Genomic DNA, 21,550 nt, shown 5'->3' on the forward strand with positions numbered 1-21,550 from the left:
CCTCCTCCGGGCCCGATTACTCGACGGTGACCGACTTGGCCAGGTTGCGAGGTTTGTCGACGTCATAGCCGCGGGCCTGTGCGACGGTGGCCGCGAACACCTGAAGCGGCACCGTGGACACCAGCGGCTGCAACAGGGTCGGCGTCTTGGGGATTGGGATGAAGTGGTCGGCGACCACTGCGGCTGCGGTGTCGTCCTGCTCGGCGATCACGATGGTGCGTGCACCACGCGCCTGGATCTCGCGGATGTTACTGACCATCTTGGAATGCAGTACCGCCCGACCGTCGGCCGAGGGCATCACGATGATCACCGGCAGCCCGTCCTCGATCAGCGCGATCGGTCCGTGCTTGAGTTCACCCGCCGCGAAACCCTCGGCGTGCATGTAGGCGAGTTCCTTGAGTTTGAGCGCTCCTTCGAGTGCCACCGGATATCCCACATGGCGGCCGATGAACAGGACCGTGTTGTGGTCGGCCAGCGAGCGGGCGAGCTGCTGGACCGGTTCCATCGTCTTGAGGACCTCGGTCACCGCACCGGACATCGCCTCCATCGCGGCGAACTCGCGCGAGACCTCGTCGGCGTATTTCGTGCCGCGCGCCTGCGCCAACGCGAGACCCACCAGGTAGGCGGCCACGATCTGCGCGAGGAAGCACTTGGTGGAGGCCACCCCGATCTCCGGGCCGGCATGGGTGTAGAGCACCGCGTCGGATTCCCGCGGGATCTGCGCCCCGTTGGTGTTGCAGATCGCCAGCACCCGGGCCTTCTGGTCCTTGGCGTGCCGGACGGCCTCGAGGGTGTCGGCGGTCTCGCCGGACTGGGAGATGGCGACCACCAGCGTCGATCGGTCCAGCACCGGGTCGCGGTAGCGGAATTCGCTGGCCAGTTCCACCTCGACCGGCAGTCGCGTCCAGTGCTCGATGGCGTACTTCGCGAGCAGTCCGGCGTGATATGCGGTGCCACACGCCACCACGAAGACCTTGTCCACGTCGCGCAGGTCGTCGTCGGTGAGACGTTGCTCGTCGAGCACGATGCGGCCACCGTCGAGATGACCGAGGAGGGTGTCGGCCAGCGCGGCCGGCTGCTCGGCGATCTCCTTGAGCATGAAGAAGTCGTAGCCGCTCTTCTCCGCCGCGGCGAGATCCCAGTCGATGTGGAACGGCTTCCCGGCCCGCGGGTCGCCGTCGAAATCGGTGATTCGGTAGTCGTCGGCGGTGATCACCACGACCTCGTCCTGACCGAGTTCCACCGCATCGCGGGTGTGCTCGATGAACGCCGTGACGTCGGAGCTGACGAACATCTCCCCCTCGCCGACACCGACCACCAGTGGGGTGGAACGGCGGGCGGCGACGATGGTGTCCGGATGGTCGGAGTGGGTGAAGACGAGCGTGAAGGCGCCTTCGAGGCGCCGCAACGCGGCGTAGGCGCTCGACACGAAGTCGCCGGCGGTAGGGCCGTCGGCGTAGAAGCTCTCGACGAGGTGCACGGCGGTCTCGGTGTCGGTCTCCGACGCGAACTCGATGCCGTCGGCCTCGAGTTCGTCACGAAGGGTGGCGTAATTCTCGATGATGCCGTTGTGCACCACCGCGAGCCGCCCGTCGGTACTCACATGCGGGTGGGCATTGCGATCGGTGGGCTTTCCGTGCGTCGCCCATCGGGTGTGCCCCATCCCGGTGGTGCCACTGAGCTTCTCCGGCCCCACGGTGGCGATCTGCTTGTCCAGGTTCTCCAGGCGACCGGCCTTCTTCTCGACCGCCGTGCCGCCCTTTCCGTCGAGGATGGCCACCCCGGCCGAGTCGTATCCGCGATACTCCATCCGCCGCAGCGCCTCGACCACGATGCCGAGCGCATCCCGCTGGCCGACGTATCCGACGATTCCACACATAGTCAGTCAGCGTACCTGTGAATTCAACGCTTCTTGAGCCGCCGCTTCCGTGGTTTGGCGCCGAGGAGGTGGGACACCGCGTCGACTGCCTGCACGGGCGGATCCGTGAGGTCGACAGCACTCAACTTGCCCACCGCACCGTCGGCGTCGGCGAATCCGCCGAACCCCTTCTCCCCGGCCACGCTGTGCAGGAGAAATCCGGTGCCAGCGGCGCGAATCATGGCGTGGAGCGCTCGGTCGGATCCGTTCATACCGACGAAGGACTTGATCGTGCGGCGCTCGAGCAGGTCGCGAGGCGCACCCCGAGGCACGGTGCGCAAGACCACATCTGCGCCGTAGGCCTGCGCCAGCGGAAGTGCGTTCGCATCCATCGTGTCGAGCTCACCCGCACCGGCGATGATCAGGCCCGGCGCACGGACAAGAGCCGCCGCGGGCAGCAGCGCCGACGTGGTCGGCGCCGGGAACGCCGCGACCACACCGCCCAACTCCGGCGCCCGGTGTCCGCGCAACGCCTGATCCGATGCGGCCAGCACCGCGGCCGACGCTCCGAAACCGTGCCCCACCAGGCCCAGACGATCGGGATCGACGGTCACCGCACCGTGCCCGAGTGGCACATGCGAGACGATGTCGAGTGCGGCCCGCAGATCAGCGGCCAGACCGATGTCGGAGGCGAAGAATCCGCTGTTGGCGTCGGGGGCGACCGTCACGAAACCCCAGGAAGCGAAGTGGTAGAGCAGGTCTCGATAGCGCTGGCTGTCGGCCATCCAGGTGTGTCCGACCGCGATCGCCGGCAATCGGCGCCCGCTGTCGGGCGAGAACACCTGCCCGCGCATACCCACGATCCCGAGATCACCGCGCAGCACACGGTAGGGGCCGCGACGCCCCAACTCCGACATCAGCTTGCCCGGCGAGCCCGATGGCAGCGGACGACGCGGTGCTGAACTGGACGGTCCTGGTTTGGTTGCCGGCACACCGACAGCCTATTCGCCCGAGACCGATTCGTCGGGGACCGGGGTGTGCGGACTCGCGGCGGCCTGGTCGGCGGGCAGCAGTATCCGGGGTATGGCCGTCTCGGCGACCTCGGACTCCCGATGCAGCTCGCCGCGCAACCGCTCGTCGGCTGTCGCGGTCGCCGCGCGGTGCTCGGCGCATGCCGCGTCGAGCCGACGTTGCGTGGCAGAGAATTCGTTGGAGGCGGCGACCACGCGAGCGGTGGCCCGCCGTGCGATCGCCTCGATCTGATCGGCCAAATTCATCGCGCCTGCCCAGCGTCGGCCATCACTGCTCACCGGCCAGCGCGAGTTCGCCACCGGATGAGGGATGCGCCGGTGACGAACTCGACGGCGGAGAGGCAGGGGGCGGGGACTCGAGTGCCGGAGATGGCGGAGCCGTGGACTCTGCAGGTGCGAAATCTGCGGGCGGGGACTCGAGTGCCGGGGCGCCGGTGGCCACGGGCGACGGGTGCGAGGCGGCTTCCTCTGTCGTCGCCGACGGGACCTGATGAGGCTGCTCGGGATCGTCCTCGAGCGTCGGCGTAGTCGACGACCGCAACCGCAGCGGCACGTCGGTATCGCGGTCGGGGGTATCGCGGTCGGGGGTATCGCGGTCGGTCGACGCGGCAGTGTCTGTACCGGTGGGAGCGTTCGGTACTGACGCACGCGCGACAGAAACCGCACCGCTCGGCTGGTCCGTGTCACCCGGATAGGCGTCTGCCGCCAGGTCCTCGGTCGCGCGATCGAGGTGCTCAACGATCTCGTCGATCCCGGTGATCGTCGCCTCCGCTGTGGTGAAGTACAGGCCGACACGCGAGACGATGTCGTCGACGACCAGGTCGACGCGCAGGCGTCCGCTCGCCAGCGCCCCAGGCACCTCGCCGATCGGGACACCGGCGGCCAGCGGCACCGACAACCGCGCGACGGTGAGGTACCAGGTCCGCAACAATTGGTCGATTCCCGCCGCCGCAGCGGCGGTCGCCTCGGCCAGCGTCCGCAACACATGGAGGTCGGCCTCAGCTCGGCGTTGATGCTCGATCACCGCGATCACCGCGCGCGAGCCGGTCTCGCCGGTCCACCCGCGGTCCAGGCGGACCTGCTGCTCGGGAAGTCGATGCAGCCGCTCGGCGACCGACCGATGTGCCGCCGACAGCCGCCTGCCCTCCGCCGCCATCAGGGCCGGGTCCACCCCACCGACCTGCCGGAACGGCCGCTGTATCGCCTCGGTGCCGGCCACTGCGGCACCTAGGCCGGCCGCCAATTCCAGCAGTTCACCGAGGTGCTCGAGTCCGCCGACGGCGTGGTCCCGCAGGGCGGGCAGGGAATCGGGCGATCGCGTCATCGGCGGCCTCTGCGCGCGATCGGATCGGCGATCTCGGTCGCGCCGATCTCGGTGTCGGTCGCCACCAACGCCGTCATCGCCTCGTGCAGCGCCTCGGCCAGGCGGTCGGCCGCGCGGGCCTGCGCACCGAGCCGCTCGGAGATGAGGCGACCCATCTCGCGGTAGCGCTCCCCGAGTTCGTGATACTCCTCGCCCACCGCCCAGTTGCCCAGATCATGACCGGCCAGATCTGTCGCGGCGGCATCGACCACGTCGGCCGCGGATCGATAGAACGCGATCACGCCGCTGATCTCGTCGACATCGACCGATGTCGGCACATCGACCATCCCGACCCCCTCGCCTCGTGTTCTCTCAGACCTTAGTGGCCCTGTCCGCAAATTCGTCGGGGGTCTTCGGCGTTCGATGAATACCCCGGACGAATTTACGAACAGCACCACTTAGACGCGCGACGACCCGATCAGGTTCCGTGGGGACACCGAGAAATCAGCGCGACAGGTCCACGCCGCGGGCTCGCACTGCGTCGATCAGAGCGGTCGACCGTTGCGCCGGTGGCACGTCGTGCACCAGAGCGAAGTCGCATCCGATGGCGCGTGCTCCCCCGTCGGCGTGCTCACTGTCGCCGACCATCAGTGCAGCCGCCGGCTCGATCCCCAGCGGGTCGAGCGCAGCGTGGAAGATCTCCGGGTTCGGCTTGATCGCGCCGACCTCGTATGACAGCGCATACTGCTCGACCAGGTCCTCGATGCCGTGCAGCGCGAGCACCTCACGCAGGTCGAAGGCGATGTTGCTCACCACGCCGACCCGGATGCCGGCCGCACGCACACCTTTGAGCACGGCGCAGGTGTCGTCGAAGATCCGCCACGAGTGCGGGTCGAGTACTCGCGCATACAGCTGTTCAGCGTGATCGGCCACGCTGAGACCGGATGCGCGCAGCATCGACAGGTAGGCCTTGCGGTGTTGGGCCGGATCAAGATCACGCTGTTCCCAGGCGATCCGGTCCTCATCGGCCAACGCGGCGGGAATCCCCACCGGCTGCGTCATCCGGCGGATCAGTTCCGCCTGGGTGTCCAGATGCAGCGCGTTGCCGTCGGCGTCGTGCAGCTCCGCGAACCATTCGTCGCGCGCCTCGAAGCGGAAGAGCGTGCCGGAGAAGTCGAACAGCACCGCCTGTGGGCGGGTCATGTGCCCGCAGCCTCCACCACCGCGGCGATGCGCCGGGCCACGGTCTGCGCCGCGTCCGCCGTCGGTGCCTCGACCATCACCCGCACCAACTGCTCGGTGCCGGACGGGCGCAGCAGCACCCGGCCGTCCCCACCGAGCTCGGTCTCGGCGTCGACCACCGACTGTCGGACCTTCTCCGACCGTGCCACCATGTGTTTGTCGGCGACCCGTACATTGATCAGCTCTTGGGGCAGCACGGTCATGATCGCGGCGAGTTCGTCGAGGCGACGCCCCGTCGCCGCGATCTGCTCCATCAGCAGCAGGCCTGTGAGGACTCCGTCGCCGGTGGTTCCAGAAGCGGGGATGACGATGTGACCGGACTGCTCGCCGCCCAGCGAATACCCGCCGCGACGCAGCTCTTCGAGCACATACCGATCACCGACAGCGGTGGTGCGCAAGGTGATACCCGCATCGCGCATGGCGATGTGCAGACCCAGATTGCTCATCACCGTCGCGACGAGCACGTTGTCATGCAGCCGATCCCGGTCGCGCAGAGCGGTCGCAAGGACCGCCATGATCGCATCGCCGTCGACGATCTGGCCGGATGCGTCCACCGCGAGACAGCGATCGGCGTCGCCGTCGTGGGCCAAACCGAGGTCGGCGCCGTGCTCGAGAACCGCTGCCTGCAGCTTGCCCATGTGGGTGGAACCGCAGCCGTCGTTGATGTTGAGACCGTCGGGTTCGGCGTGGATCGCAATGACCCGGGCGCCGGCGGCGGCGTACGCACTCGGCGCGATATCCGAGGCCGCACCGTGCGCACAGTCGACGACCACGGTGAGGCCGTCGAGACGCTGGTCGATGGCGGCGGTCAGATGACGCAGGTACCGGTCACCGGCGTCGGCGGCGTCGATGATCCGGCCGACGGCCGCGCCGATCGGGCGGGCGAACTCGTCATCGGCCATCGCCGCCTCGATCCGGTCTTCGACCGCATCGGCGAGTTTGTGACCGCCACCCGAGAAGAATTTGATGCCGTTGTCGGGCATCGGATTGTGCGATGCGGAGATCATCACACCGAAGTCGGCGCCGTAGTCGGCGGTGAGGAACGCGACAGCCGGCGTCGGCACGACACCGACGCGGATCGCGTCCACTCCGGTGGCAGCGAGGCCCGCACAGACAGCGGCCTCCAGCATCTCACCGGATGCACGGGGATCACGACCGACGACCGCCCGCGGCCGGACGTCGGTGGTGGACTGGTGTTCGAAAACGACCGCGGCGGCCGAGGCCAGGCGCAACGCGAGCTCTGGGGTGAGCTCGTCGTTGGCCAGGCCCCGGACGCCGTCGGTACCGAAAAGGCGTGCCACTCTCAGCGCTTGGAGTACTGCGACGCCTTGCGGGCCTTCTTGAGGCCGTACTTCTTGCGCTCCACGGCGCGCGGGTCACGGGTGAGGAAGCCGGCCTTCTTCAGTGCCGGACGATCCTCGGGGGTGACCTCGATCAGCGCGCGGGCGATGCCCAGACGCAGCGCACCGGCCTGGCCCGAGGGGCCACCACCGACGAGCTTGGCGAAGATGTCGAACGACTCGGTGCGCTCGACGGTGACCAGCGGAGCCTTGATGAGCTGCTGGTGCACCTTGTTGGGGAAGTAGTTCTCGAGGGTCCGGCCGTTCAGGTTGAACTCGCCGGTGCCCGGCACGAGACGCACCCGCACCACGGCTTCCTTGCGGCGGCCGACGGTCTGGATGGGGCGATCGAGGACGACCGTCTCACGCACGTCGTCGCTCACAGCGACGGCGACATCGGTGTCGTAGTCGTCGGCGGCCTGCTCCACTGCCTCGACGCCGGTGTCGGCAGCAGCGGCCTGCACCTCGTCGTCGATCTCGACGGCCGGTTCGTTGATGTTCTCGTTGCTCACTGGGCCACCTGCTTGATCTCGAAGGACACGGGGCGCTGTGCCTCGTGGGGATGGTTCGGTCCGGCGTACACCTTCAGCTTTCCGGCCATCGCGCGACCCAGCTTGGTGGAAGGCAGCATGCCCTTGATCGCCTTCTCGACCACGCGCTCGGGGTGGGTCTCCAGGAGCTCGGCAGTCGTCTGGACCTTGAGCCCACCCGGATGCCCGGAGTGGCGGTAGTTCAGCTTGCGGTCGGCCTTGTTGCTGGTCAGCACGACCTTCTCGGCGTTGATGATGATGACGTAGTCACCACCATCGACATGGGGCGCATAGGTCGCCTTGTGCTTGCCGCGGAGCAGGTTCGCGCTCTGCACGGCGAGGCGGCCGAGCACCACGTCGGTGGCGTCGATGACATGCCACGCACGCGTGATGTCACCGGCCTTCGGGGTGTAGGTAGGCACAGTTGTCCTCAACTCTGTCGATGTGGGTGCTGGTCGGGCACGATGGCAGAGGTTGCTCCCGGCGACCAGTGGGGACCCGGGCCTCGACTATCCACATCCCTCACGGGGACCCAGATGCCATGCACCAGCGATCCAGGTTACGCGACCGCGCAGGTCAGGGTCAAAACGCTCCACCGCCCCAGGTGGTGGGCTACGTCGAGGGCTCGATTCTGATCGTCGAGACCGCCCGGGAACACTCGGCATCGACCGATTCACCGGCACTGCCGTCCTGACAGCCGACCGAGACCTGCAGACCGTCGGCGACCTGGACGTACCAGCGGATGGTGCTGCCCGACGCCGGCGTTTCCCGATAGCTGATCACATCGCGACCCATGAAACGTGTCGACGGCGAGAACTCGGTCACCACATCGTCACCGCGCTGCCGGATACGATTTCCCAGGCTGCGGGCCACCGAGTCCAGCGTCGAATCCGAGCGGACCTCGCTCTGCACCACCAGCAGGCGCCGGCCGGTGTCCGGGTCGGCGAACACCGTGCGTGTGGTCTGCACGCCGGCCTGTCCGTCGGAGGACTCCAGGTCGCTGCGCCGCCAGTCGGCCGGCACGACGATCGTGGTCCGCCCCAGGGCCACCGTGTTCTCCGCGGGATCGTCGGGGCCCACCTGCACCACCCCGACCGCGACCGCAACGATCGCGATCACCAGCGCGACGACACCCGAGGCCCACACCGCACGTCGTGAGGCTCGATCAGCGCCACCGGCGACCGGCTCCGGGGCGATCGGCCCGGCGGTGCCGTATCGACCGGTTTCGGACTGCGGACGACCGGTCCGCCACCCGTATCGGCCGATGAGGGCACGATCGACGTCGACCACGCGGCCGGCCAGGGCGTGCGTGCCGACGACCTCACGTGCGCGATCCCGCTCAGCCGGGTCGGCTCCATCGACGAAGACCGCCTCGACCGAGTCGTCGACGATCGACTCGGTCCGCTGCGCTATGTCATCGGCGTCGGGGGTGAGCACATCGGTGGCCTCGACCGACCAGCCGTTGACGGTCCGCCGCATCCGCGCGACATCCCAGTTCACGACGACCGATCGGGCGGGATCGTGCGGTGGCGCCGGCACGTGCGTGGTCTCTACCACCGCGCAGCGCTGCATCGCGCCGTCGCAGTGGCTGCGGGCGATCAGGACCGCACGCGCAACAAGTTCGACGGGCGCCGGCATCGGAGGCAGCGAGCGCGCCAACGCGGCGGTCCGCAGGCTGCCCCACGTGCTCGGATGTCCGACGACCATCGGCACCGGACCGTCCGGGCCGCGATCGGGTAGCCCCAGCTGCGCCCAGACGTCCCGCCATGCCTGCTCGGCGAAGATCCGCGATCCGCCGATCACCACCGTTGCGGAGTCGACCGCCTCGAGCAGCTCACCGACGTCGGCGCGACGACCGTCGGACAGCCGGAGATCGCCGTAGGCGAGATCGACCACGGTCGGGCGCGCAGCGGCGGTCACCAACCATCACTCCTGGGGTTCGACGTAGCCGACCTGGATCATCTCCTGGGGACGCGTCCGGGAGACGAGTTCGCCGCGGCCCGGGATGAGTTGTTGCATCCGCACCCGACCGGTGATGTAGCCCTCGTCCCGGTCGCCACTCATGAGCAGCATGTCGCAAGACAGGTCCTTCAGCCGACCGATGAGCGGATCGAACATCGCCCGTCCCACTCCGCCCGAGCGACGCGCGAGGATGATGTGGAATCCGATGTCGCGCGCGTGCGCGGCGAGTTCGACGATCGGGAACAGCGGATTGCCCGACGCCGTGGCCACCATGTCGTAGTCGTCGACGACGAGGTAGACATCGGCCCCCGTGTAGTAGGAGCGGTCCCGCAACTGTTGCGGCGTCACATCCTCCGGTGGGAGCCGGGCGGTCAGTATCTCCGCCAACTGCGTCATCATCGGACCGGCCTTGTTGGCCGAGCTCGCGTAGCCACCGAGGTGGTCACTGTCGATGATGCCGAGCATGGTGCGGCGGTAGTCGACGAAGACGATCTTGACCTCGTCGGGCGTCGAGTTGCGCACCAGACCGCCGACGATGTTGCGCAACAGGGTCGTCTTGCCGTGCTCCACATCGGAGAACACCATGAAGTGCGGCTGGGTGGTGAAGTCCAGCACCACAGGCGCGAGCTCCAGTTCACCGACACCCACCGCGACCTGGTTGGCCACCAATTCGAGACCCGCGTCGGCCACGAGCGAGTCGACGTCGCGTTGGGCGATCTGCGCGCCGAGCTTGCGCACGGCCATCGCCTCCCGGCCGCGGTAGGCGGCGGCCAGCTTGTCGACCGCATCCTGCACACCCGCCGGCAGCGTCTCGGCGACGCTGACCCCGTCGAGTCGGGGCAGGGCGATCAGCATGTGCAGCTCGTCGGGGGTCAAGCCGCGGCCGGGTCGATTGTGCGGCACCAGCGCAGCCGCACGCCGACCCATCTCCGAATCCATCGCGTCGCCGAGTTTCAATTCGATCCGGCTGCCCATCAGGTCCTTGACGGCGGGGCGGACCTCGGCCCAGCGGGTCGCGGTCACGATGACGTGCACGCCGTAGGACAGCCCCTGCGACACGATCGTGGTGACCTGCTCCTCGAGGAAGTCGAGTTCGTTGCGCAGCACACCGATACCGTCGATGACCAGGAACACGTCACCGTGGCGGTCGACGGCGAGCGGATCGTCGGCGCCACGCCCGGCGAACCAGTCCGCGCGACGCGCCCGGTAGTCACGCATCGACTCGATACCCATCCGGGAGAACAGCAGCTCCCGGTTGCGGACGATCGCGGCGACCTCGGCGACCGTGCGGCGCACCGCATCCATGTCCCCCCGCGAGGCGACCGAGCCGACGTGCGGCAGCCCCGCGATCGTCGACAGGCTGCCGCCACCGAAGTCCAGGCAGTAGAACTGCACCTGTTCGGGGGTGTGGGTGGCGGCGGCGGACATGATGATCGTGCGCACCGCGGTCGACTTACCCGACTGCGGTCCACCCACGACCGCGACGTTGCCCGCGGCTCCGGTGAGATCGAGTACCTGCATGTCGCGGCGCTGATCGTACGGACGGTCGACGTGACCCACCGCGAGCCGCAGGTTGCCGGCTCCCCCGGGCGTCGACCAATCCCGACGTCCGACGAGATGATCGACCGTCGGCGATTCGTCGAGCGGCTTGAGCCAGACCTCGTGTGCCGGCGGGCCGTGTCCGGTCATCCGGGCGACCAGCGTATCGAGCAACGTGGGCACGGAGGCGGCCGCCGGATCGTCGTAGGACGGGGTGTCGGGTTCTGCCGGCGGCTCTTCGTCCAGCAGTGCCTGCGCCTGATCCAGCACCGAGGCACTGGTGGCACCGTCGTCGAGCGGCACCGGCAGCGCGGTGAAGACCTTCATGCGCCCCCGCGGGCCGTTGTACACCGGCCCGTCGTCGATGACACCGTCGGCGGCGAGCGGCGGGTGATAGGGGCCCGACACGTAAGAGGTGTTGAAACGCACCGGCTCGGCCGAATCACACTTGAGATAGCCCGATCCCGGCACACTGGGCAGGTGATACGCGTCTGGCACACCCAACACGGAGCGGGATTCGTTGGCGGAGAAGGTTTTCAGACCAATGCGGTACGAGAGGTGACTGTCCAGGCCGCGGAGCTTGCCCTCCTCGAGGCGCTGGGAGGCGAGCAGCAGATGGATGTGCAACGAACGACCCAGCCGTCCGATCGCGACGAAGAGTTCGGCGAAATCGGGCTTCTGGGCCAGTAGTTCGGAGAACTCGTCGACGACGATGAACAGGGCGGGTAACGGTTCGAGCCGAACCCCTGACGCGCGGGCCCGCTCGTACTCGCTGACGTTGGCGAAATTGCCCGCCGACCGCAGCAGTTCCTGGCGGCGGTTCATCTCACCCGACAGCGCATCCTTCATGCGGTCGACCATCGACAGTTCCTGCTCGAGGTTGGTGATGATCGCCGCGACGTGCGGCGCCGACTCGAGCCCCAGGAATGTGGCGCCGCCTTTGAAGTCGACGAGGACGAAGTTCAACTCCGACGGTGAATGCGTGGCGAGCATCGCGAGCACCAGCGTGCGCAGGAACTCGGATTTACCGGAACCGGTTGCACCGATACACAATCCGTGCGGACCCATGCCACCGTGTGCGCTCTCCTTGATGTCGAGATCGACCGGTACCCCATCGGGCGTGATCCCGATCGGCACCCGCAGACGGTCGCGGCCGGTACGACCTCGCCAGCCGACCGCCGGATCGAACCGCGTGGCGTCGTGGATGCCGAGCAGCGCGGGCAATCCGGGATCGCTGGAGGTGGCCTCGCTCTCCAGGTTGGCCAACGCCGCCGCGGTGGCCAACCGGTACCGCGCCATCCGGCGCGCCAGCGTCTCCGCCTCCGGAATGCTCAGCGAGTCCATGTCGGCGATCTCCTCGACGCCGGCCGCACTGCGCGCGGACACCTTTGCGTTGCGGACCACCAGCTGCAGCCCGCGCCGGGCGGCCAGCCCGTCCGGGGGTGCGGTGAGGTCGAGGACGGTGACCCCCTCCATGCCGGCATCGTTGATCAACCGCTCATCGCCGGCGACATGACCGTCGTCGAGCACCACCACCAGGTGTGCGCGGCCGGGGGTCGGCGGGGCAGAACGGCTGAAGCGTCCTCGCTCGAGTAGATCGGTGGCCATGGAGTTCTCGAAATCCGCCAGCGTCGGATAGATCATCCGCATGGCGCCCACCCCGTCGCGCAGCGTCGGATGTCCCACGTGTGGAAGCCATTTGGCCCAGTCCCACGCCTCGCCGGCCGGATCGCCGGTGATGATCGCGACATGCAGGTGGTCAGGTCCGTGGAACGCGCACAACTCGACGATCATCGCGCGCACCAGATCTCGGGTCTCCTGCCGCGCGCCCTCGATGTTGACTGCCGGGAATCCGCGCAACGACACCGTCGTCGGCAGACGATGCACCGACGAGTACGTCCGGGAGAAGCGCCGCAGTGCCACCATCGACACCGGTTCGATGTCCTCGAGCGGGCCCGTCTCCGGCGGCATCAGCCGGGTCGCGAGTCGCTGCGTGCCCAGACCGATCCGGGCCCGGGCGAAATCGCTGTCGGTGGGGCGTCGTTCCCACATCCGCCGCGTCCCGATCACATCGAGCAACGATGTCGGGTCCGGGTGACTCCAGGTCGCCGCGGCCCGCTGGGCGGTCACCGTCTCGAGTACCTGTTGCCGGGTCTGGCCCAGATAGCGGAAGTAGTCCTTGCGTTCTTCGTTCAATTCCGCTGCACGCTTGCCGCCACCGCGCCCGCCGGCAGCGAACATGCCGAACATCGACATCAGCATCATCAGCGGAAACATCATGAACAGCGGGTTGGACAGGATGTTGCGTCCGCCGGTGACGAACATCAGCGCGATCATCCCGACGACGGCGACCACCATCACCACCGGCAGCAGTTTGAGCAGCATGTTGCCCGGCACCACCCGCGGCACATCCGGCGGCGGCTGCAGATTGAGTTCGCCGCCCGGCATCCGTGGCGGCGTGATCCGCGGACGGCGGACGAACCCCTCCGTAGTCGTCACCACGCGATCTCCCCCCGACCCCGATCCGGCTGCCCGAGTTCGTGCACTCGGGCGCCACTGGTACACAATTGACGCGGTTCGCATGGTAACCGCGAACCGGGCGGGGAGGATCCACCAGATGTCGACTCTGGATGCGCACACGAGGATGTCGCACGCGCCGAGCTTCGGGCCGACCGGAGGCGGACGCACCGATTCAGGTATCGAACCGGAACTGGTCCGGGTGTCGATCCTGGGCGGCAATACACAGCTGGATGTGGCTTTACCTGCGGCGATGCCAATCGCGGGACTCATCCCCGACCTCATCGCACAGATAGAGTCACGCAATCCGGCACGTCGGGATCCCGACGACCCGGACGGCGGGGACGACCGCCCGCATGACCGTCAGCAGCGCTGGACGCTGGCCCTGGTCGGACAGGAACCGATCGCCCCGAACCGCTGTCTCTCAGAGTCCGGAGTGCGCGACGGTGACCTGCTGGTTCTGCGTTCGACCCGCACCGGCGAGGCGCCCGCGCTGTTCGACGACGTGGTCGACGCTGTCGCTCGTTTGAATGAATCTCGCTTCGCCAGTTGGTCGGCCACGTCCGCCCGGATCGCGGGCTACACCGTCGCCGTGCTCGCGGCGATCGCGGCGGCCGTCGCCCTCGGCGCCTACCGATCCACCAGCGGGGCGGTGTGGGTGGCCGCATTGAGCGCGCTGGCCGGCATCGGCCTGATCACCGCGGGCAGTATCGTCGCGCGCTATTACCGTGACGAACTCAGCGCCACAGTGCTTGTCGCCGCCGCAACGCCACTCGTGTTCGTCACCGGCATGTTGGTGACGCCGGGCAACTACGGCGCCGCACACCTGACCTTCGGCTGCGCGCTGACTCTGGTCGCGACCGTGATCTCGTATCGACTCACCGCAGTCGGCGCCGCTGTCCACAGCGCGGTCACCACCGCGGCGTTGCTGACCGGGGCCGGCTGTACCGCCGCCCTACTCCTCGACGCCGACATCAGCGATGTCGCTGCCGTTCTCGCCGCCGTCGGCTTGCTGCTGGTGGCGTTGGCGCCGCGGTTGACCATTGTGCTGGCCAAATTGCCATTACCTCCGGTACCGACCGCGGGCGCGCCGATCGACGTCGAGGATGTCGAGCCGAAACCGGCGATCGAAGGTATCGGCGCGATCGGCGCGATGGCGCTGCCCAAGGCCGATGCCCTGGAGCGACGGTCGTTCGTGGCCAATGCCTACCTCACCGGGATCGTTGCCGGCACGTCGCTGGTCACGGCGGTCTCGGCCTTCCTCGCGGCCGCCCCCCTATCCGGGTTCGCGCCGAAATCGGCCGCCTACGCGGCGATCGTCGCGGTGGTCCTGTGCCTGCGGGGACGCTCACACAGCGATCTGGCGCAGGCCGCCTTTCTGATCGGCTCGGGGGCACTCGCGATCCTCGGACTGACCACCGGTCTGGCATTCGGCGCAGGCGGCTGGCCCATCACCGCCTTCGTGGTCGCGATGGGCATCATGGTCGCGGCGCTCGTGCTCGGCGTGGTGGCACCGAATCAGGAGTTCTCACCGGTCATGCGGCGCGCCGCGGAGATCGCCGAATATCTACTGGTCGCGATCATTGTGCCGCTGCTGCTGTGGATTCTCGATCTGTACCGGATCATCCGGGAGATCTGACGTGCGCAGTAGCGCGCATTTCAGGACCTTCGGAGGCCGGGTTCGACAGCGGCACGTGGCGGTCGCCGCAGCGATGATCTCGACCGTCGTACTCACCCTCACGCTGTCGGGTGCACCCGCTGGCGCGATCACACCACCGACGGTGAACTCCTCAGCCCTCGTGCGTTCGGCCCCGGTTGCGCCACCGGAGCCGACCGAACAGCGCACGCTGTGCGCCAAACCGTTGGTAACGGGCAGCCACGACATCTCCAAACCAACTGCGGCACAGAAGATGATGAACCTTCCCGAGGCGTGGCGCTTCAGCCGGGGCAAGGGCCAGAAGGTGGCGGTGATCGACACCGGCGTCACACCTCATCCGCGCTTGGGCCGGGTTGCCGGCGGCGGTGACTACGTGTCGTCGGGCACCGGCCTGGCCGACTGCGACGCGCACGGCACCCTCGTGGCCGGGATCATCGCCGCACGGCCGAGCAGCCGCGACGCCTTCGCGGGGGTCGCCCCCGAGTCGTCACTCATCTCGATCCGACAGTCCAGCGGTGCCTACTCGGCCAAAGACCGCCGCAGCGCCGACGACACGGACCCCACGGTCGGCTCGGGCTACGGATCGGTGCGCACCCTGGCAAATGCGGTGGTCCGCGCCGTCGACCTCGGGGCCACGGTGATCAACATCTCCGAGGTCGCATGCGCACCCGCCGGCGACCGGCTCAACGACGCATCCCTGGGCGCCGCGGTGAAATACGCCTACGACCGCGACGTGGTGGTGGTCGTGGCGGCAGGCAACCTGTCGCAGAACTCCGGCTGCCAGCAGCAGAATGCGGAACCGACACCAGGTGGCACCGGCTGGGGATCGGTGAGCACCGTCGCCAGTCCGGCCTGGTTCACCCCGTATGTGCTCGCGGTCGGATCGGTGGACGCAGGCACCGGAGCCCCCAGTGGCTTCAGCCTGCACGGACCGTGGGTGGCGGTGGCCGCACCCGGCACCGACATCGTCAGCCTCGACAGCACGCGCGGCTCCTCGAAACTGGTCGATGCGCAACAGGGTCGCGACGGGCCGGTTCCCATCGGCGGAACGAGCTTCGCCACGCCCTATGTGGCCGGCACCGTGGCGTTGGTCCGCTCGCGCTATCCCGAGCTCAGCGCGAAGGAGGTCATGGCACGCATTGTGCGAACCGCTCATGGACCGGGGACCGGCCACGACACCGCGATCGGCTACGGGGTCCTCGACCCCGTCGCGGCGCTGACGAATCAGATTCCCCGCGACACGCCGGACGCGGCCCAGCCGAGGGCCATTGCCGCCCCCACACCGGAGGCACCCCCGGATCACACCGCGCGCAACGTGGCGATGATCGGAACCGGGGTGTGTGCCGCACTGATCGCCGCGGTGCTGGCGATCGCGCTACCCCATCGCCGTGTCACACGTCTCGATCCCGACGAGTTCTGACCGACACGCCGAGCGTTGCCGCGGGCCCTATCGCGCGGTGCGGGCGGGGCGCAATTCACGCGGCAGCGCGAAGGTGACCGTCTCGTTGGCGGTGGTGACCGATTCCACGGAGTCGAAACCGTGCTCGGCCAACAGGTCGATCACGCCACGCACCAGCACCTCCGGCACCGACGCGCCCGATGTGATCCCGACCGTGTCCACACCGTCGAGCCAGTCGAGGTCGATGTCGCGGGCGTAGTCGACGAGATGTGCGGCGCTCGCGCCTGCCTGCAACGCCACCTCGACCAGACGGACCGAGTTCGACGAGTTCTTCGAGCCGACGACGATCACCAGGTCGCAGCGCGGCGCCATCGCCTTGACCGCGACCTGCCGGTTCTGCGTGGCATAGCAGATGTCGTCGCTGGGCGGGTCGTTGAGCAGCGGGAACTTCTCACGCAGCCGGTTGACCGTCTCCATCGTCTCGTCGACCGACAGCGTGGTCTGCGACAGCCAAACGATCTTCGACTCGTCGCGCACCGTCACGTTGTCGACACTGTCGGGGCCGTCCACGAGCTGCACGTGTTGCGGCGCCTCTCCCGCGGTGCCCTCCACCTCTTCATGACCCTCGTGCCCGATGAGCAGTATGTCGTAATCGTCGCGGGCGAACCGCTTGGCCTCCTGGTGGACCTTGGTCACCAGCGGACAGGTGGCGTCGATCGTTTTCAGGCTGCGTTCGGCGGCGGTGCGGTGCACCTCCGGGGACACGCCGTGCGCGGAGAACACCACAAGCGCCCCTTCGGGCACCTCGTCCGTCTCGCCGACGAAGATCGCGCCGCGCTCGCTGAGGGTCTCCACCACGTGCCGGTTGTGCACGATCTCCTTGCGCACGTACACCGGCGCACCGTGCTTGTCGAGCGCACGCTCGACGGTCTCCACGGCACGGTCCACCCCGGCGCAGTAGCCGCGCGGTTCGGCCAGCAGGACACGTTTGCGTTCAGACATGCCTCCCAGGGTACGGGGTCGGTCCGGGTCGGTTCGGTCCCCGACGCGACCGACTGGCGCCGGTGGACCCGTACCACCGGGAATGGCAGAGTATGGGCATGGTTCGCGCACCCTATCCGGCCCGCATCGCCGCCGGACTCGTCGTCACCGCGATCGAGGAGACCCGCAAACTGCCCACACTGGTTGTCACATTGCCCATGACGGCGGTGAGCCAGACCGTGCAGGCCGGCATGCGGATGCAGCAGAACATCGCCGAACTCGCGATCAAGGGCGACCTCGCCCTGGAGATGCTCTTCGACCGTCCGGTCGAGGAGCCCGAGTGGGCGCGCTTCGACGAGGACGACGATGCCGAAGCGGACACCGAGGCCGCTCGCACCCCGATCGAGAGTGCCGCCCCACCGAAGAAGAAGCCGGAACCCAGGAAGGCTGCGACAAAGACGACCGCGACCAAGAAGACCGCGGCGAAGAAGACTGCGGCGAAGAAGACTGCGGCCACGAAGTCGGCATCACAGGCCGCGGAGAAGTCGGTGACCGCGGCTGTGACCGATGCCGAGCAGACCGCCGGTCCGGACGCGTCCGCCGGTCGTTTCGCGCTCTACAGTGCCCCGCCGGAGGATCTGGTCGGTCGCGACGGCGACGGGACGTCGGATGGCGCAGTCGAGACGACCGGCGCCGGCGAGGTGCCCGAGATCGTCGAGTACATCGAGTACGACAACCTCACCCTGGCGCAGCTGCGTGCCAAACTGCGCGGGGTCGGCGTCGACGAACTCGAGGCCCTGGTCGCCTACGAACGGGCCACCAAGTCCCGGGCGCCGTTCGTCACCATGATCGACAACCGGATCGCCGCACAGAACAGCAAGCGGCAGCCGTCGACGTGACGCCCGCCGACTTGTGACCGACGCGAATTCGGCCGAGAACCCGTGGCCGGTCCGGACCGTCAACACGAAAATCGCCGACTGGATTCACCGCCTCGGGCAGATCTGGGTCGAGGGCCAGGTCACCCAGATCAACCGGCGTCCGGGCACCCGGGTCGCCTTCCTGACGTTGCGTGACCCCGCGGCAGACATCTCGATCTCGGTGACCTGCAGCCCAGACCTCTTGTACCGCACCGAAGTTCCCCTCACCGAGGGCAGTCGGGTCGTCATGCTGGGACGGCCGACATACTTCACCGGTCGCGGAACCGTCTCCCTGCGTGTCACCGACATCCGGCCGGTGGGGATCGGTGAACTCCTGCTCCGGATCGAACGTCTACGCCAGCTGCTGACCGCGGAAGGACTGTTCGATGCGCGGCTCAAGCGCCCACTGCCGTTCCTGCCGCGGTCGATCGGATTGATCAGCGGTCGGGCCAGCGCAGCGCAACGTGACGTGATGACGGTGGCCGCCGATCGGTGGGATGCTGTCCGATTCGTGGTACGCGACGCGCCGGTCCAGGGGCCGACGGCCGTTCCGCGAATACTGACACATCTCAGCGAGCTCGACGCCGAACCGGACGTGGAGGTCATCATCATCGCCCGCGGCGGCGGCAGCGTGGAGGATCTGCTGCCGTTCTCCGATGAGGCACTGTTGCGGGCGGTGGCCGCCTGCCGGACACCGGTGATCAGCGCCATCGGTCACGAACCCGACACCCCGCTGCTCGATCTGGTTGCCGACCTGCGCGCGGCGACGCCGACTGATGCGGCCAAGCGGGTGGTGCCCGATGTCGGCGCCGAACTCGAGGGGATCGACGAGCTGCGTCGGCGCAGCGCACACGCACTGCGCAACTGGGTGCGCCGCGAACAGCACGTGGTCGACGGATTGCGCGCCCGTCCGGTCCTGGCGCGGCCACTGACCATGCTCGACGCGCACGCGGAGACCATCGATCGGATGCGTCGTGACCTCCGCCGCGACATCCGCCGGCACATCGATGCCGAGGATCGCCGCCGTGATCATCTTTCCGCACGATTGGCCACCCTGGGTCCGGCACAGACGCTGGCCCGCGGGTATGCGGTGGTCCAGCGCACCGACGTCTCGCCCGCGCATGTCGTCGGGTCGGTCGCCGAGATGCCGGCCGGTGCACAACTACGCATCCGGGTCTCCGACGGGTCGGCCGCCGCGCAGGTGGCCGCCGCCCAAGCGCCACGGCAGGCGGAGTCGACGAACGCGAAGAAGGGATGACGAACACATGAGTCCGCAGAGTTCAGATACGCCCGATGACCAGACGCCGGTCTCGGAGCTGGGTTACGAGGCAGCCCGTGACGAGCTCGCCGAAGTCGTCGCGGCACTCGAACACGGCGGGCTCGACCTCGACGCGTCGTTGGCGCTCTGGGAGCGCGGGGAGGCGTTGGCAAAGCGATGTGAGGAGCATCTGGCCGGTGCTCGCGAACGGATCGAGGTCGCACTCAGCGAGGGCGAACCCGAGGACTGATCCCCTGCGTCAGCTCGTCGGCAACGGTTGCTTGGCCAGTACGCCGCGGGCGAGTTCGGACATGTCCTCGTCGGGCCCACGCGACAGCACGGCGATTCGAACGTCACCGAGGTCGGTGATCCAGAACTTCTTGTCCCCGTTGGCATAGGTCACCCACTCGCGACCGCCTTCGGTGCGGGTACCCGTACCGAGCGCCTCTCCGTCGCCGAGGAACACCACCAGATCGTCCTCGGCGGCGTTCGTCTGGCTCAGCTGCACGTAGGCGCCCACATCTGAGATCCAGCCGACGTTGCTCACCGTCGTCCCGCCCACCGGAAGGGTCGAACCGGAGTTCGGCTTCCAACCGTCGGGGGTGTCGGGCAGACGGATCGGGAACGGCAGATCACGCGCGTCGGCCTGCAGTGCGTTCGACACATCGAACTCAGGTGTCTGGTCGTCGGAGGCCTGACCCGTCAACCCCACCGAGCAGTTCCCGGACGCGACCGCCACGATCGCGCAGATGATCAGCAGCGGGATCAAGGACCAGATCATGTCCTTGCTGCTGTGCAGGATACGGGGTTTGTCGGCCATGACGGCCAGTAAACCAGGCGGGGTGGCTGCTCAAACGCCGGGTGTGACATGCAAGGATGAGGACAATCGCTTTGTTGTCGAAGTGTCACCGCCGCCACGCCGAGGAGTCCGACATGTCCCCTTCCCCCCAGGCCCCCGACCGTAACCTCGCGATGGAATTGGTGCGGGTCACCGAAGCCGCCGCGCTCGCGGCCGGCCGGTGGGTGGGCCGCGGTGAGAAGAAGAAGGGCGACGGGGCGGCCGTCGACGCGATGCGCGAACTTCTCTCGACCGTTTCAATGCGCGGTGTCGTCGTGATCGGCGAGGGCGAGAAGGACGAGGCGCCGATGCTGTTCAACGGCGAGGAAGTCGGCAACGGTCAGGGCCCGGAATGCGACGTCGCGGTGGACCCGATCGATGGCACCACCCTGATGGCCGAGGGCCGACCGAACTCGATTGCCGTCATCGCGGTCAGCGAGCGCGGCACGATGTATGACCCATCTGCGGTGTTCTACATGGACAAGATCGCCGTCGGCCCGGAGGCCAAGGGCGCCATCAACATCGAAGAGTCCGTCGAGTGGAACATCAATTCGGTCGCCAAGGCCAAGGGCATCGACATCGCCGATTTGACCGTGGTGGTGCTCGACCGACCCCGCCACGCCGATCTGATCGGTGAGATCCGTCAGGCCGGCGCCAAGATCCGGCTGATCTCCGACGGCGACGTCGCCGGCGCGATCGCTGCAGCGGACAACTACAGCACCGTCGACATGCTGATGGGCGTCGGCGGCACCCCCGAGGGCATCATCACCGCCGTCGCGATGAAGTGCATGGGTGGCGAGATCCAAGGCAAGCTCTGGCCGCGTGACGACGCCGAGCGCCAGAAGGCCATCGACGCCGGCCACGATCTGGACCGCGTGCTCACCAACGACATCCTGGTCCGCGGCGAGAACTCCTTCTTCTGCGCGACCGGCGTCACCAACGGCGACATGCTGCGCGGCGTCACGTACCGCCCGAATGGCGCCACCACCCGCTCGCTGGTGATGCGCTCCAAGTCGGGCACCATTCGCCGCATCGAAGCCGTGCATCAGGTCACCAAGCTCCGCGAGTACGCGCGCCTGGACGTGTAGGTCCGGTGCAGCCGGAGCTGCGCGCGGGCCCGGTCGCCGGCCGTGGCCTCGGGCACCTGTGACTCAGGACACCGTCGGCACGGCAGCCGA

19 protein-coding genes are annotated in these 21,550 nt (G+C 68.1%); 6 read left to right on the plus strand and 13 right to left on the minus strand.

From position 1 onward, the window contains the following. Nucleotides 1-16: 16 nt before the first annotated feature. From glmS to eccCa, 11 genes are all read right to left on the minus strand, one after another. Complete coding sequence (gene glmS / locus ACIGKQ_RS14640) at nucleotides 17-1,879, minus strand: glutamine--fructose-6-phosphate transaminase (isomerizing) (protein WP_235723693.1); 1,863 nt, start codon at nucleotides 1,877-1,879, stop codon at nucleotides 17-19. A 23-nt stretch (nucleotides 1,880-1,902) separates the two neighbouring features. Beyond that, complete coding sequence (locus ACIGKQ_RS14645) at nucleotides 1,903-2,850, minus strand: dienelactone hydrolase family protein (protein WP_235723692.1); 948 nt, start codon at nucleotides 2,848-2,850, stop codon at nucleotides 1,903-1,905. Between the two features lie 9 nt (nucleotides 2,851-2,859). Next, on the minus strand, nucleotides 2,860-3,135 hold the full coding sequence (locus ACIGKQ_RS14650; protein WP_396574226.1) for a hypothetical protein: 276 nt from the start codon (nucleotides 3,133-3,135) through the stop codon (nucleotides 2,860-2,862). Between the two features lie 22 nt (nucleotides 3,136-3,157). Further along, complete coding sequence (locus ACIGKQ_RS14655; protein ID WP_396574228.1) at nucleotides 3,158-4,213, minus strand: hypothetical protein; 1,056 nt, start codon at nucleotides 4,211-4,213, stop codon at nucleotides 3,158-3,160. Further along, the gene (locus ACIGKQ_RS14660; protein WP_235723689.1) at nucleotides 4,210-4,539 is read right to left on the minus strand and encodes a hypothetical protein; all 330 of its coding nucleotides are present in this window, start codon (nucleotides 4,537-4,539) and stop codon (nucleotides 4,210-4,212) included. Before ACIGKQ_RS14660 ends, ACIGKQ_RS14655 begins: the two co-directional genes overlap by 4 nt. A gap of 157 nt (nucleotides 4,540-4,696) precedes the next feature. Then, nucleotides 4,697-5,395 carry an HAD family hydrolase gene (locus ACIGKQ_RS14665; RefSeq protein WP_235723688.1) on the minus strand — a complete coding sequence of 233 codons (699 nt, stop codon included), beginning with the start codon at nucleotides 5,393-5,395 and terminating at the stop codon, nucleotides 4,697-4,699. Then, nucleotides 5,392-6,735: a phosphoglucosamine mutase gene (gene glmM, locus ACIGKQ_RS14670; protein WP_235723687.1), complete on the minus strand. Its 1,344-nt coding sequence runs from the start codon at nucleotides 6,733-6,735 to the stop codon at nucleotides 5,392-5,394. Before glmM ends, ACIGKQ_RS14665 begins: the two co-directional genes overlap by 4 nt. Nucleotides 6,736-6,737: 2 nt before the next feature. Next, entirely contained in the window at nucleotides 6,738-7,286 is a 549-nt protein-coding gene (rpsI, locus tag ACIGKQ_RS14675; protein WP_235723686.1) for a 30S ribosomal protein S9, read from the minus strand. Beyond that, nucleotides 7,283-7,726: a 50S ribosomal protein L13 gene (gene rplM / locus ACIGKQ_RS14680; RefSeq protein WP_235723685.1), complete on the minus strand. Its 444-nt coding sequence runs from the start codon at nucleotides 7,724-7,726 to the stop codon at nucleotides 7,283-7,285. The genes rpsI and rplM overlap by 4 nt, the downstream gene beginning before the upstream one ends. Before the next feature lie 190 nt (nucleotides 7,727-7,916). Further along, nucleotides 7,917-9,224, minus strand: a complete 1,308-nt coding sequence (locus tag ACIGKQ_RS14685) for a type VII secretion-associated protein (protein WP_308203645.1) — start codon at nucleotides 9,222-9,224, stop codon at nucleotides 7,917-7,919. Between the two features lie 6 nt (nucleotides 9,225-9,230). Then, nucleotides 9,231-13,307, minus strand: a complete 4,077-nt coding sequence (gene eccCa / locus ACIGKQ_RS14690; RefSeq protein ID WP_396574232.1) for a type VII secretion protein EccCa — start codon at nucleotides 13,305-13,307, stop codon at nucleotides 9,231-9,233. A 115-nt stretch (nucleotides 13,308-13,422) separates the two neighbouring features. On the opposite strand from eccCa, the gene eccD reads away from it, so the two are divergent. Next, complete coding sequence (gene eccD, locus ACIGKQ_RS14695; RefSeq protein ID WP_396574234.1) at nucleotides 13,423-14,961, plus strand: type VII secretion integral membrane protein EccD; 1,539 nt, start codon at nucleotides 13,423-13,425, stop codon at nucleotides 14,959-14,961. Between the two features lie 73 nt (nucleotides 14,962-15,034). Further along, entirely contained in the window at nucleotides 15,035-16,399 is a 1,365-nt protein-coding gene (gene mycP, locus ACIGKQ_RS14700; protein ID WP_235723754.1) for a type VII secretion-associated serine protease mycosin, read from the plus strand. A 27-nt stretch (nucleotides 16,400-16,426) separates the two neighbouring features. Here mycP and ACIGKQ_RS14705 read toward each other — a convergent pair whose 3' ends face one another. Beyond that, nucleotides 16,427-17,380 (minus strand): 4-hydroxy-3-methylbut-2-enyl diphosphate reductase, encoded by a 954-nt coding sequence (locus tag ACIGKQ_RS14705; RefSeq protein WP_235723682.1) that lies wholly within the window; start codon nucleotides 17,378-17,380, stop codon nucleotides 16,427-16,429. A gap of 98 nt (nucleotides 17,381-17,478) precedes the next feature. Here ACIGKQ_RS14705 and ACIGKQ_RS14710 point away from each other — a divergent pair, with 98 nt between their 5' ends. The 3 genes from ACIGKQ_RS14710 to ACIGKQ_RS14720 are packed head-to-tail and all read left to right on the plus strand — an operon-like array spanning nucleotide 17,479 to nucleotide 19,784. Further along, nucleotides 17,479-18,258, plus strand: coding sequence for a lipid droplet-associated protein (locus ACIGKQ_RS14710; protein ID WP_287016410.1), 780 nt, complete (start codon nucleotides 17,479-17,481; stop codon nucleotides 18,256-18,258). 13 nt (nucleotides 18,259-18,271) lie between these two features. Then, on the plus strand, nucleotides 18,272-19,534 hold the full coding sequence (gene xseA, locus ACIGKQ_RS14715) for an exodeoxyribonuclease VII large subunit (protein ID WP_287016409.1): 1,263 nt from the start codon (nucleotides 18,272-18,274) through the stop codon (nucleotides 19,532-19,534). 7 nt (nucleotides 19,535-19,541) lie between these two features. Next, nucleotides 19,542-19,784, plus strand: coding sequence for an exodeoxyribonuclease VII small subunit (locus ACIGKQ_RS14720; RefSeq protein ID WP_235723679.1), 243 nt, complete (start codon nucleotides 19,542-19,544; stop codon nucleotides 19,782-19,784). A 9-nt stretch (nucleotides 19,785-19,793) separates the two neighbouring features. On the opposite strand, the gene ACIGKQ_RS14725 is transcribed toward ACIGKQ_RS14720, so the two are convergent. Next, a complete protein-coding gene (locus ACIGKQ_RS14725; RefSeq protein ID WP_287016408.1) occupies nucleotides 19,794-20,354 on the minus strand; it encodes a DUF4245 domain-containing protein in 561 nt (186 codons plus the stop codon). A 113-nt stretch (nucleotides 20,355-20,467) separates the two neighbouring features. On the opposite strand from ACIGKQ_RS14725, the gene glpX reads away from it, so the two are divergent. After that, nucleotides 20,468-21,460 (plus strand): class II fructose-bisphosphatase, encoded by a 993-nt coding sequence (gene glpX / locus ACIGKQ_RS14730; protein WP_235723677.1) that lies wholly within the window; start codon nucleotides 20,468-20,470, stop codon nucleotides 21,458-21,460. Nucleotides 21,461-21,550 lie beyond the last annotated feature (90 nt).

The sequence above is a fragment of the Gordonia sp. NPDC062954 genome, from assembly GCF_044543825.1.
GTDB lineage: Bacteria > Actinomycetota > Actinomycetes > Mycobacteriales > Mycobacteriaceae > Gordonia > Gordonia tangerina.